This is a genomic window from Thermopolyspora sp. NPDC052614 (genome assembly GCF_040678635.1).
GTDB lineage: Bacteria > Actinomycetota > Actinomycetes > Streptosporangiales > Streptosporangiaceae > Thermopolyspora.
This window is the reverse complement of the sequence record NZ_JBFATZ010000001.1, coordinates 148,026-160,391: the sequence shown is the minus strand read 5'-3', so window position 1 is coordinate 160,391 and position 12,366 is coordinate 148,026. Positions and strand designations below refer to the sequence as shown.

Annotated in this window: 10 protein-coding genes; 1 reads left to right on the top strand and 9 read right to left on the bottom strand. The window is 71.3% G+C overall.

The window, feature by feature from the left end:
• Nucleotides 1-106 precede the first annotated feature (106 nt).
• The 5 genes from AB0K60_RS00650 to AB0K60_RS00630 form a co-directional block, all read right to left on the bottom strand.
• Complete coding sequence (locus AB0K60_RS00650) at nucleotides 107-937, bottom strand: EI24 domain-containing protein (RefSeq protein ID WP_364046899.1); 831 nt, start codon at nucleotides 935-937, stop codon at nucleotides 107-109.
• A gap of 131 nt (nucleotides 938-1,068) precedes the next feature.
• Nucleotides 1,069-1,665 carry a nucleoside triphosphate pyrophosphatase gene (locus tag AB0K60_RS00645; protein WP_364046896.1) on the bottom strand — a complete coding sequence of 199 codons (597 nt, stop codon included), beginning with the start codon at nucleotides 1,663-1,665 and terminating at the stop codon, nucleotides 1,069-1,071.
• A 259-nt stretch (nucleotides 1,666-1,924) separates the two neighbouring features.
• Nucleotides 1,925-2,848 carry a hypothetical protein gene (locus AB0K60_RS00640; RefSeq protein WP_364046893.1) on the bottom strand — a complete coding sequence of 308 codons (924 nt, stop codon included), beginning with the start codon at nucleotides 2,846-2,848 and terminating at the stop codon, nucleotides 1,925-1,927.
• Nucleotides 2,849-3,127: 279 nt separating this feature from the next.
• Entirely contained in the window at nucleotides 3,128-3,835 is a 708-nt protein-coding gene (locus AB0K60_RS00635) for a peptidyl-tRNA hydrolase (protein ID WP_364046890.1), read from the bottom strand.
• Nucleotides 3,730-5,742, bottom strand: coding sequence for an MFS transporter (locus AB0K60_RS00630; protein ID WP_364046887.1), 2,013 nt, complete (start codon nucleotides 5,740-5,742; stop codon nucleotides 3,730-3,732). Before AB0K60_RS00630 ends, AB0K60_RS00635 begins: the two co-directional genes overlap by 106 nt.
• 71 nt (nucleotides 5,743-5,813) lie before the next feature.
• Here AB0K60_RS00630 and AB0K60_RS00625 point away from each other — a divergent pair, with 71 nt between their 5' ends.
• The gene (locus AB0K60_RS00625) at nucleotides 5,814-6,794 is read left to right on the top strand and encodes a helix-turn-helix domain-containing protein (RefSeq protein ID WP_364046884.1); all 981 of its coding nucleotides are present in this window, start codon (nucleotides 5,814-5,816) and stop codon (nucleotides 6,792-6,794) included.
• 178 nt (nucleotides 6,795-6,972) lie between these two features.
• On the opposite strand, the gene AB0K60_RS00620 is transcribed toward AB0K60_RS00625, so the two are convergent.
• The 4 genes from AB0K60_RS00620 to AB0K60_RS00605 form a co-directional block, all read right to left on the bottom strand.
• On the bottom strand, nucleotides 6,973-8,970 hold the full coding sequence (locus AB0K60_RS00620; protein WP_364046881.1) for an ABC transporter ATP-binding protein: 1,998 nt from the start codon (nucleotides 8,968-8,970) through the stop codon (nucleotides 6,973-6,975).
• Nucleotides 8,967-10,691: an ABC transporter ATP-binding protein gene (locus AB0K60_RS00615; RefSeq protein WP_364046878.1), complete on the bottom strand. Its 1,725-nt coding sequence runs from the start codon at nucleotides 10,689-10,691 to the stop codon at nucleotides 8,967-8,969. The genes AB0K60_RS00620 and AB0K60_RS00615 overlap by 4 nt, the downstream gene beginning before the upstream one ends.
• Nucleotides 10,692-11,451: 760 nt before the next feature.
• Nucleotides 11,452-12,057: an ATP/GTP-binding protein gene (locus tag AB0K60_RS00610; RefSeq protein WP_364046875.1), complete on the bottom strand. Its 606-nt coding sequence runs from the start codon at nucleotides 12,055-12,057 to the stop codon at nucleotides 11,452-11,454.
• A complete protein-coding gene (locus tag AB0K60_RS00605) occupies nucleotides 12,038-12,322 on the bottom strand; it encodes a DUF742 domain-containing protein (RefSeq protein ID WP_364048117.1) in 285 nt (94 codons plus the stop codon). The genes AB0K60_RS00610 and AB0K60_RS00605 overlap by 20 nt, the downstream gene beginning before the upstream one ends.
• Nucleotides 12,323-12,366: the final 44 nt, after the last annotated feature.

Below are 12,366 nucleotides of genomic sequence, written 5' to 3'. Positions count from 1 at the left end.
AGGCCGCCCGAAGGCGGATCGGCGGACCCGGCGGGCCGCCTTCCCCACCCCAGGAGATCCAGGCGGGGCGTGGCCGCCCCCGCACAAGGCAAGCGGTCAGAGCGGCTCAGCCCCGCTCGCGGCTCGGTGGGAGCGGACCAGGCGCCGGATGGCCGTCGCCGGAAGGGGGAAGCAGGCGGGAGCGGACCAGGAAGACGGCTCCGGCGACGGCGGCGGGCATGGTGACGACGGCGGCGAGCGGAATCAGGAAGATCAAGAAGGCGACGACGCCGTAGCCGAGGGCGGCCCCCATGTTCGCGCGCATCACCGCGAAACGGTCACGCCGCCGCAGGCCGCGCCGTTCCATCGCCAGGCCGGTCAACTCGACGGCGAGGAAGAAGCCCGACACCATCGCGCCGAGCACCGGCACGACCGTCTGCCCGATCACCGGCACGAAGCCGAGCACGAACAGCGGGATCGTCAACGCCACCACGTACAGGAGAATGACGAGGCTGTCCTTCAGGGAGCGTGCGATGGACCGCCATATCGGCACGTCGGGGGCCTCGGGCAGCTGGCCGAGGTCGCGCTCCACCTGCTCGGACAGCTTCTCGTAGAACGGCTCGCCGATCGCCAGCGTGATCGAGACGTACGTCTTGACGGCGAGGAGCAACCCGACCCCGAAGATCAGGACCCCGACGAGGAACCGGAACGTGGTGCGGAGGCCCTCGTTCCAGTCGTCCGCGAACGGCGTGAAGAACTCGGTCAGATTGCCCACCTGCAGCGTCAGCACCACGAAGGCGAAGACGTACAGGACCAGCGCCAGCAGCGCGGGGATCAGCCCGATGAACCACCATTTCGGGTTCCGTGCGACCCATCGCAACCCGTCGAAGAAGCTCCGGACACCGGCGACAAGACCGCCCAAACCTCCGCCCCCACCACGCGCGCTCCCGCTACTCATGCCCGAACCCTACCTATTGGTCACCCCCCTACGATCACCTCGTGACCATGCCGTTGCCGCAGCCCCTCGCCGACCGGACGGACGTCGGGGCGAGGCCGCCCCGCCTGCGCGGCTCAGGGGGGCGCGGCCCGTCAGGCCGGGTTCCGCCACAGGCCGGTGACCTGGACGCCAAGGACCGAGAACAACTCGCGCAGCAACGGCAACGAGATGCCGAGCACGTTGCCATGGTCGCCGTCGATGCCCTCGACGAACCAGCCGCCGAACCCATCAAGGGTGAACGCCCCCGCCACCCGCAGCGGCTCTCCGGTGGCCACATAGGCCGCGATCTCCTCGTCGGACGGCCGGCCGAACCGGACGGCCGTGGCCGCTGTCCGCGCCGCCTCTCGGCCCGTCGCCGCGTCGATCACGCAGTGCCCGGTCAACAGCGTCCCCGTACGGCCCCGCATGAGCCGCCACCGCGCCACGGCCTCGTCTGGCGACGCGGGCTTGCCGTACGCGCGCCCGTCGAGTTCCAGCACCGAGTCGCAGCCGATGACGAGCCCGCCGCTCATCCCGGCGGCCACCGCGGCCGCCTTGGCCCGCGCCAGCGCCAGGCACAGCTCGGCCGGGCTCGCGGCGCTGATCGCGTCCTCGTCCACCCCGCTGACCACGACCTTGGGGTCGAGCCCCGCACCGCGCAGCACCGCGAGGCGGGCGGGGGACGCCGATGCCAGCACGATCTCACTCATGTCGCCTCACCCTACCGACCGGCGGGAACGTGCCTTGCGAGCGCCCACGGGCGTCCAAGCCCAAGGCCGCCGGGAGGAGACCGGCCGCAGCGGCGCCCGCCGGGCTCCCGGCCTCCGCCAGCGCGATACCCGCACGACGTTCACCGAGTCGGGCACCGTCCCACCGGCCCCGGCCGACGCCATACGCCAACGCGCCATAGGCCAACGTGCCGTCGCGGCGCCCGAGAAGCCGGGCCCGGTGAGGCACTGTGGTCACCGGCTAGGCGGCCTTGAGTGTGGAGATGACCGTGTTGATGTCGCGCCAGCGCTTCTTCTGGCTGTCGGGGATGGAGACGAACAGCAGCGCCGGCTTGTGCTTGGGGATCTCGGTCAGCACGACGGCCGCCATCGACGTGCGCCGCTTGCCCTTGACGGTGTACTTGACCTCGTAGGCGAGCAGCCAGGCGTCGCGTTTGCCCACCTTCTTCGGCTGGGAGGCGACCCACTTGATCTTCGCCCCCTTGGGCTGGTGGTTCAGCGTCCAGCGGGCCGCGACGATGGCGGTGTCGCGCAGTTCCTTCTGAACCAGGATCGGAACCGGGCACGAGACGAGCAGGGCGCGGTGCCCGGCACCCTTCACAGCGGGCAGGACCTGGCGGGTCGCGAACGGCGCCGACTTGACCGGCTTCCAGATCCTCGGCATCCGGGCCACCGCGATCCGGGAACGCCTGTCCTTGATCCACCTCTTCACGGCGATGGTACGGCCGGGCAGTTTGCCCAGTTTCTTGTTCTTGGGCGGGCCGGGAATGCGGGGGTCGGCGAGTGCGGCGTCGATCGGCTTCAGTTTGGGCGTCGGCGCGGCGGTGGCGGACGCCCCCGATCCGGCGGTCGCGGGCTCGACGGTCGCGGGGGCCGAGGCAGCAGGGGTGGCTTCAGGGGTGGGGGCGGCGGACGCCGAGGAGGCCGTCGGCCCACCCGTCGCCGACGCGGCGGCGCCGGGCGCCGCGCTGACTCCGGTGCCGGGCGAGGCGGTCGGCCGTAAGGCGTCGCCGGACGGCGTCCCCGAGGTGGGTTTCACGGTCGGTTCCGCGGCGGCGGTGACCGTGGCCGGGGAGTCGTCCCGGGTCACGAGCAGCACCACACCGGTCGCCACGGCGACGATCAGGGCCACGCCGCCCGCCACGAGCCGATAGATCACCCGCATGGGAAGATCGCCGAGCCGCGAGGCCAGGGATGGTCGCGGCGGCGGGGCGGGTGGGCGCGGCTCCTCGATCACGATTTTCGGAAGCGGTGCGGTCTCCGCCTCGGCCGCTATGTAGGACGGGACCGCCTTTGTCCCCTGACTCCCATCCACCCCATATGACACGATCGCGAGCGTACGACAAATCGGCACGTCCACGTGCGCTTTACCCATCACACTTCGGGAACGAGAGCCTTCCGGCCCGCGCCACGTCCCGTCCCCCCCCGGAACGTTCCCCAACGATCAGGGCGACGGGTGGCGCAGCGGACCCCATCCGGCCGGGCGGAAGCCGCCCTGACGCAGCCAGGGCGCGTCGGCGACGACCGTGCGGGAGCCGGGCTCGATCTCGGTGAAGCCCGCGTCCCGCACCACCGGCAGGCCGCTGCCCACCAGCGCGGCCCACACGGCCGGGGTCGCGGGCCGTACGGCCGTGACGAGACCGGCCTCGCGCCACGCGGACCTGGACTCCTCGTCGCTCCCCCACCAGGCGAGTTGCGCGGCGTGCCCGGCCTGTGCCATCGCCTTCCCCGCCGACATCGTCAGCTCCGGATTCAGCCACAGCACCGGTACGGCCGGCTCCGGTTCGCCCGGCGCGGCGGAGTCGGACAGTTCGGTCCCCGAGACCTGGAGCCGCGACAGGTCCCGCGGCCAGGCCGCGACCGGCACGGGCGGATGCACGCGTACCTCGGCCGTCCGCACCCGCACGGTGATGCCGGGCAGATCCAGTACCCGCCGCCACTCGGCTCCCCGGGCCCTGCGCACCACCTTCCGGATGCCGATGGTCTCCCAGGCCCGCACGTCCTCGGCCCATTCGCCGCTCACCGACCGCTCGTCGGCCAGGAGCGTCAGTACGGCTTTCGCCGCCGCCTCCAGGGCGTCCGTCCGTTCGGGAGGGGCCGCCCGCTCGATGCGCACGACGAGCGGCAGCACCCGCTGATCGATCTCACCCACGCCCAACAGGATTCCAGATCGCCCCGGCTCCGCCCGCCCCGGTTCAGGCCACCCCGGTTCAGGCCACCCCCGTTCAGGCCACCCCCGTTCAGGCCAGCCCGGTTCAGGCCAGCCCGGTTCAGGCCAGCCCGGTTCAGGCCACCCCGGTTCAGGCCAGCCCGGTTCAGGCCAGCCCGCGCCCGGAGTCCGGGGCCGACGCGCAGGGACATCAACGCGGCGAGCAGGCACAGCAGGCCCGCGCCGTACCAGGCGAGGGTGTAGGCGCCGAGTTGGTCGCGGGTGAATCCGGCGGCGAAGGCGGCGATCGCGGCGCCCACCTGGTGGGAGGCGAAGACCCAGCCGAAGACCACCGCGCCGTCGGCGCCGTAGATCTGCCGGCACAGGGCGACCGTGGGGGGAACGGTGGCGACCCAGTCCAGGCCGTAGAAGACTACGAACACCAGCATGCTGGGTTCGGTGGTGGCGGCGAAGAGCTGCGGGAGGATCAGCAGGGACGCGCCGCGCAGCCCGTAGTAGACGCCCAGCAGAACGCGCGGGTCGATCCGGTCGCTGAGCCATCCGCTGGCGACGGTGCCGACGATGTCGAAGATGCCGATCAGCGCGAGCAGGCTCGCCGCGGTCGTCTGCGGCATCCCATGGTCATGGGCGGCGGGGATGAAGTGCGTCCCAACCAGGCCGTTGGTGCTCATGCCGCAGATGGCGAACCCACCGGCGAGAAACCAGAAGGCTCTCGTTCGGGCCGCCGTCCACAACACTCGCACCGCCCGCAGCGCCGGGCCGTCCTGCGGCCGCGCGCTCTCGACACCGCGCCGCGAGGCCGTCGCCGGTCCGCCCGCGGCCGGTGCGGCTTGCGCGGACGTGCCCGCCGAAAGGTCGCCGCCGACCTCATCCGCGAAGTCCCCCGCAGGAACGCTCACCGCGCCGTCCGCCGCCACACCGGGACGGCCGGACATCGACGCGGGCGTCGGGGCGAAGTCCCCCGCAGGAACGCCCACCCCGCCGTCCCCGGCCACACCGGGACGGCCGGACATCGACGCGGGCGTCGGGGCGTCTTCCGGCACGCCCGCCGGATTCGCCGACGTGACCGTCGCCGAAGTGACCGTGTCCACCCGTCCAGACGACGGTTCGCGCACCACCGCGTCCCCCGGACCTTCCGTGGGACCGTTCCCGACGGCCGTGGCCGGGCCGCCCGCCACCCCCGTACTGCTCCCGCCCCCGGTCGGCGCGCCCAGCGCCGTCGTGCCCACGTCCTCGGGCCGGTCACGCAGCAGGAACCAGACCAACGGGACGACGGCCAGCGCCGCCCCGGCCACGGTGAGCGCCGCCGCGCGCCATCCCTGGCCGTGGATGACGTGGGCCAGGATCGGCAGGAACACCAGTTGGCCGGTCGCCCCGGCGGCGGTGAGGGCGCCGGTGACCACGCCGCGGTGTCGTACGAACCAGCGGTCGGTGACCGTGGCGACGAACACCAGCGCCATCGAGCCGGTGCCCAGCCCCACCAGTACGCCCCAGGTGGCGACGAGTTGCCAGCTCGCGTTCATCCATATGGTGAATCCGCTGCCCGCCGCCACCAGCAACAGCGCGACGGTGACCACGCGCCGCATGCCGAAACGGTCCATGAGCGCGGCGGCGAAGGGGGCGGTCAGGCCGTACAGCACGAGGTTGACCGAGACGGCGAGCGAGATCGCCGCGCGGGACCAGCCGAACTCCTCCCGCAGCGGGTCGATCATCACGCCGGGCGTGGCCCGGAACCCGGCGGCACCGAGGATCGCCACGAACGCCACCGCCGCGACGAACCACGCACGGTGCACCCGGCCGAGAGGCCCGAGTACGCGCCGACCGATCGCCGCCCGGCGCGACGCCGGATCCGCCTCCGATGTCTCCGGTGTGTCACCGATCAGTGTCATGGGGAACATTCTCATTTCGCGGTTCGGCGCCGACGAGTGGCCCGATGGACAATATGTGAAAGAATCCGGCCATGCGTCGTCACCGTATCGTCGTGCTCGCCCTCCCCGACTTCACGGCCCTCGACTTCGGCATCCCGATCCACGTCTTCCGGGCGACCGACGCCGGCGGCAACCGACTGTACGAAATCGACGTCTGCACTCCGGGCGGCGCCCCCGTGCACAACTCCGACGCCGGCTACCAGATCGTCTCCGGCCGTGGGCTTGAGGCCTTGGAGACCGCCGACACCGTGATCGTCACAGGCGTGCACGACGGCCCCCCGATGCGCGAGGGCGTCGTCGACGCCGAACTGGGCGAGGCGCTGCGCGCCGCCGCGAGACGCGCCCGCATGGTGTCGATCTGCACCGGCGCGTTCGTGCTCGCGGCGGCGGGCCTGCTCGACGGCCGCCCCGCCACGACCCACTGGGTCCACGCGGCCCGCTTCCGCTCGCTGTTCCCCCGCGTACGACTCGACCCGGACGTGCTGTTCATCGACGACGGCGACGTGCTCACGTCGGCGGGCGTGGCCGCCGGCCTCGACCTGTGCCTGCACATCCTGCGCCGGGACCACGGCGGGGAGGTCGCCAACCGCATGGCCCGCCGCTGCGTGACCTCGCCTTGGCGGGAGGGCGGCCAGGCGCAGTACATCGAGCGCCCGGTGCCCGACCCGAACGGCACCACCACCGCGCCGACCCGCGCCTGGGCGCTCGAACGCCTGGACCAGGACCTCGACTTGGAGACCCTCGCCGCGCACGCCCGCCTCAGCGTGCGCACCTTCACCCGCCGCTTCCGCGAGGAGACCGGCCTGAGCCCCAACCGCTGGCTGACCGCGCAACGCGTGGAGCGCGCCCGCCACCTGCTTGAGACCACCGACCTCACCGTCACCGAGGTCGCCCGCCTCGCGGGCTTCGGCACCACCGTCTCGCTCCGCCAGCACCTGCACGCCGCCGTCGGCGTCGCCCCGCTCGCCTACCGCACGGCCTTCCGCACCGGCACGGCACCCGCCACCCGGTGATCGCACGCCCTCACCACCAGGCCGCCCCACCCCGGTACGGCACCGCCCCGGCGAAGCTGCCCAACCACGGCTATCGGGCGACCCGGCGGCCTCTCCACGCCCGACACCGCTGCACGATCTCCACCGCCCGATCACCCCACGCCTTCACCACCAAGCCGCCCCCGATACCGCACGGCCCTCAGGTGAGGCTGTCCAGCCACGCCTGCCGCAATCCCGCGAACCGCCCCGCCTCGGCGATCAGCCGATCCGGCGGCCCGTCCTCGACGATCCGCCCACCGTCCACGACCAGCACCCGCTGCGCGATCTCCACCGTGGACAGGCGATGCGCGATGATCAGCGCCGTGCGCCCGGCCAGGATGGTCCGCACCGCCCGCTGGACCAGTCGCTCGCTCGGCACGTCCAGGCTGGAGGTGGCCTCGTCGAGGATGAGCACCGCCGGGTCGGCGAGGAACGCCCGCGCGAACGCCACCAGTTGCCGCTGCCCGGCCGACATCCGCCCGCCGCGTTTGCCGACCTCGGTGTGGTAGCCGTCCGGCAGCGCCGAGATGAACTCGTGCGCACCGAGCGCCTTGGCCGCGGTGACGATCTCGGGCATGGTGGCGTCCGGCCGTCCGAACCTGATGTTGTCGGCCACCGAGCCGGAGAACAGGAAGTTCTCCTGCGTCACCATGACCACGGCCCGCCGCAGCGTGGCCTCGTCGAGGTCGCGCAGGTCCACCCCGTCGAGCAGCACTCTCCCCGCCACCGGGTCGTAGAACCGTGAGATCAGCTTGGCGAGCGTGGTCTTGCCCGCCCCCGTCGCGCCCACCACCGCCACCGTCTGCCCGGCCGGGATCGTCAGGTCCAGCCTGGGCAGCACCGGCGGGCCCTCGGCGTACCGGAACTCCACGCCCTCGAACCGGACGGCCCCCTTGGGTCCGGGCGAGCGGGGCAGCGGCACGGGCCGCCGAGGCTCGGCCACGGCGGGCCGCTCCTCCAGTACGCCGGACAGCTTCTCCAAGGCGGCCCCGGCCGACTGCATCGAATTGTAAAACTGCGAAATTTCTTGCATCGGCTCGTAGAACTGGCGGAGATAGAGCAGGAAGGCGGCGAGCACGCCGACCGTGACCGATCCGTGCAGGGCCAGCCGTCCGCCGTACATCAGGACCGCCGCCACCGTGACGTTGCCGATCAGTTTGATGCCCGGCATGAACACCGCCACCAGGCGCATGCTGCGCCGGTTCGCGTCGCGGTAGTCGGAGTTGAGCCGCTGGAAGATGTCCTGGTTGCGCCGTTCACGACGGAAGGCCTGGACGGCGCGGATGCCGGTCATCGACTCCACGAAGTGCACGATCACCAGCGCCACGGTCTCCCGGGTGCGGCGGTAGGCGGCGGTCGACTCGCGCCGGAACCACAGCGTGAACGCCGCCAGCAGCGGCAGCGGCACCAGCGCGACCAGGCCCAGCCGCACGTCCAGCACGAGCAGCATGACCGCGGTGCCGATCAGCGTCAGCACGGCGGTGACGAGTTTGTCGAAGCCGGACTGGAGCAGTTCCGCGATCGCCTCGACGTCGGAGGTGAGCCGGGCGATGACCCGCCCGGAGGTGTACTGCTCGTGGAACGACAGCGACAGCTTCTGGAAGTGGTTGAACACCCGCCTGCGCAGTTCGAGCAGGATGTCCTGGCCGACCCGGCCGGACAGCCGCAGGAACGCCTGCCGGGTGAACCCCTGGGCCGACGCCGCGCCCAGCAAGGCGGCGACGATCACCAGCAGGGTCGCCGGCCCCCGGCCGGCCGCGAGCGGCGGGATGCCGGCGTCGATGCCGACCTTGACCAGGTACGGGATGGCGAGCCCGGCGGCGCTCGACGCGACGATGATGACGATCAGCAGCGTGATCGACGCCCGATGCGGGCGCAGCAACGCCCGCAGCAGCCGCCGCGACCGGCTGCGCAGCAGGAACGACGCCCGCGCCGGAAGATCGTCCTGGTCCTCGACGGCCACGCCCCGCCAGTCGGCCGCACCGGCCGCCGCCTCCGTGGCCTCCGTGGGCGCCGTGGACTCCCTGGCCTTCGCGGATGCCGTGGCCTTCGTGGACTCCGTGGCCTTCGTGGACTCCGTGAATTCCGCCGACGGGATCTCGGCGCGGGGGGAGATCGGCTCCGGAGGTGTGGCGTGCGGGGTCGTGGACGACGTCATCGCAGCGCCTCCTCCGGGTCCGGGTCGAGGTCGGCGTCCTGGGCGAGCAGCGCGCGATACTCCGGCACCGTCGCGAGCAGCTCCTGATGGCGGCCGACGTGGGTGACCGTTCCGCCGCTGATCAGCGCGACCTTGTCGGCGAGCAGCACGGTCGAGGCCCGGTGGGCGACCACGATGCCGGTCACGTCGGCGAGCACCTCCTTCAGCGCCGCCTCCACCAGCGCCTCGGTCTCCACGTCCAGCGCCGACAGGGTGTCGTCCAGCACGAGGATGCGGGGTTTGGCGAGTACGGCTCGCGCGAGCGCCAGCCGCTGCCGCTGACCGCCCGACAGCGACATGCCCTGCTCGCCGATGCGGGTGTCGAGGCCCCAGGGCAGGTCGTAGGCGAAGGTGGCCTGGGCGACCTCCAGCGCCTCGCGAAGGTCGCGCTCGCTCGCCTCGGCGTTGCCGAGCATGAGGTTCTCGCGCACGCTCATCGAGAACAGCGTCGGCTCCTCGAAGGCGGTCGCGACGACCGAGCGCAGCGACGGGAGCGTCAGCTCGCGCACGTCGTGCCCGTCGATGGTGACCCGCCCCTCGGTGACGTCGCACAGCCGGGGCACCAGCGCGGTCAGGGTGGTCTTGCCCGAGCCGGTGGCGCCGACGACGGCGACGGTCTCGCCGGGCCGTATGTCCAGCCAGACGTCGTGCAGCACCGGCCGGTCCGCGCCGGGGAAGCGGAAGCCGGCCCCCTCGAAGCGCACATGGCCGCGCGGCCGGTCGAGTTCGACGGCGCCGCCGACGATGTCCGGCTCGGTGTCCAGGACCTCCCGCACCCGGTCGGCCGAGGTCATCGCCTCCTGGCCCATGGCGAGGATGTAGCCGAGGGAGGAGATCGGCCAGACCAGTTGCAGCATGAGGGTGGTGAAGGCGACCAGGGTGCCCAGGGTCAGCGCGCCCGCGCCGACCGCGAGCGCGCCGATCAGCAGCACCAGGGCGAGGGTGACGTTCGGGATCACCTCCACGAAGGTGAAGAACCGCGACGCCAGCCGTACCTTGCGCATGGCGGTGCCGTAGACCTTGCGGGCGGCCTCGTCATAGCCGTCGTAGACGTGGTGCCGCCGCCCGAACGCCTTGATCGTGCGGATGCCGAGCGCCGACTCCTCGACCAGGGTGGCGAGGTCGCCCTGCTCGTCCTGGACCTGGCGGGAGACCTTCCGGTACCGCCGCTCGAAGCGCAGCGACAGCGCGACGATCGGCACCGCCGACGCCATGACGAGCAGGCCGAGCGGCCAGTGCATGTGCAGCAGCAGGGCGGTCACGGTGGTCAGCTGGATGATGTTCATCACCAGGAACAGCAGGCCGAACCCGAGGAACCTGCGGATCGTGGACAGGTCGGTGGTGGCGCGGGACAGCAACTGGCCCGACTGCCACTCGCCGTGGAAGCTCATCGGCAGGCGCTGCAGGTGCCGGTAGAGGTCGTCGCGGATCGCGGTCTCCATGCCGAGCACCGGGCGGACCTGCGACCATCTGCGCAGGAAGGTGAGGAACGCCTCGGTGCCGCCGAGGGCGAGCGCGAGCAGCCCGAGCGGAAGCAGCGCATCGGCGTCGCCGTGGGTCACGGGGCCGTCGATGATCTCCTTGCCGACGAGCGGGACGAGGATGCCGGCCCCGATGCCCGCCATCGCGGCGAGCCACATCAGGATCAACGACATCAGATGCGGACGGAGATAGGACTTCAAACGCCATAGCGAACTCGACTCGACCACGCTCCTCAGCAGGGCGGCACCGGACCAGGGCGGGACGCTGCGGGGACATCTCCCAGGTCGATTACCGCCGACCGATTCGTCCCGGACCGCATTGTCACCGACTACGGGACGCCAATAAAACCGCAAATGTCGGATATATAGCCATATATCCACTGTTGGCGCTGGTCACAGGCCTGAGCATGGACAGGGCTTGTCACACGTGCCATTCATATCGAACATACGATCAAGACCGGAAAAATCAATAGAAATAGCCAGATCATCTATCGGTCGAGCACAATAGACTCACTCGACAGATATCTCGATCTTTCCTCTTCGGCAGCCCGGTTTCCCGATTCCCGGCCCCATTCCTCGACCGACCCACCCGGAAGCGACCCGCCCGAGAGCAGTCGACGCTTCTCCTCCCGCTCGCCGTACCAGACCTCGCATACCAGGTGACATACCCATATAAGGCCCCAAAGGGAACGCGGCGCGCGAAAACGACCATGCAGCAGTCCGGCCGCCACGGACGGCGGTGTCCTCGCCGACCGCAGCATATGGCGGGGTACGCAAGGTCATCGCCGAGTACGCGGCGTCCTTGCCGCTGATCAGCTAGGAACGGGTGGCACTCGGCAAGCGCGGGCACGGCCGACCCTCGTGCCCGGCAATGACGCGCTGACAGCCCCGTCGGCGATCCCGCCGCGCCGGGGCTGGAACGTTCCTGGCGGCGTCCCGCCGGGCCGCCGCCCGCGTCCGGTCAGGCCGGACGCGGGTCGGCGATGACGCCCTTCACCGCGTAGGTGACCAGCGTGGTCAGGACATGCTTGACCGATTCGCGCTCGCGCACGTCGCACAGCACGATGGGCGGCCGCGGGCCGATCCCGAGGGCCTTGCGGATCTTGGCGGGTTCGTGGCGGCGCGCTCCGTCGAAGCAGTTGACCGCGACGACGAACGGGATGCCGCGCTGCTCGAAGTAGTCCACCGCCGGGAAGCAGTCCTGCAGGCGGCGGGTGTCGGCGAGCACGACGGCGCCGAGCGCGCCCAACGCCAGCTCGTCCCACATGAACCAGAAACGGTCCTGTCCGGGCGTGCCGAACAGATAGAGCCACAACCCCTCGCGGATGGTGATGCGGCCGAAGTCCAGCGCCACCGTTGTCGTGATCTTGTTCTCCACGCCCGAGGTGTCGTCGACGCCGATGCTGCGGTCGCTCATCAACTCCTCGGTGTGCAGCGGGCGGATCTCGCTGATCGTGCCGACCAGGGTGGTCTTGCCGACGCCGAAACCGCCCGCGATGAGGATCTTGATCGCCAATGCCGACGACGTGACTCCGGTCACGTGTGGGCTAGAGGCTGCGTAGTCCATGCAGCACTTCCCTGTAGATGCGTTCGTCGATCGACTGCGCCACCGGCCGTGGCCGTTCGATGGCCACCAGCCCTTCGCGCCGCAGATCGCTGAGGATCACCCGGGTGATGTTGAGCGGCAGCTTCAACTGTGACGCCACGTCCGCCACCGGGGTGGGTTTGCGGCACACTTTCAGCACCGTCAAGTGTTCCGGGATCAACTCGGTGGGTTCCACAGGCATGCGCAGGGTGGTGACGATGGCCACCAACTCAAACGGCTCCCCCACCGGGCGCGCGCGGCCCCCGGTCAAACCGAAGAGCCTGATCAGCG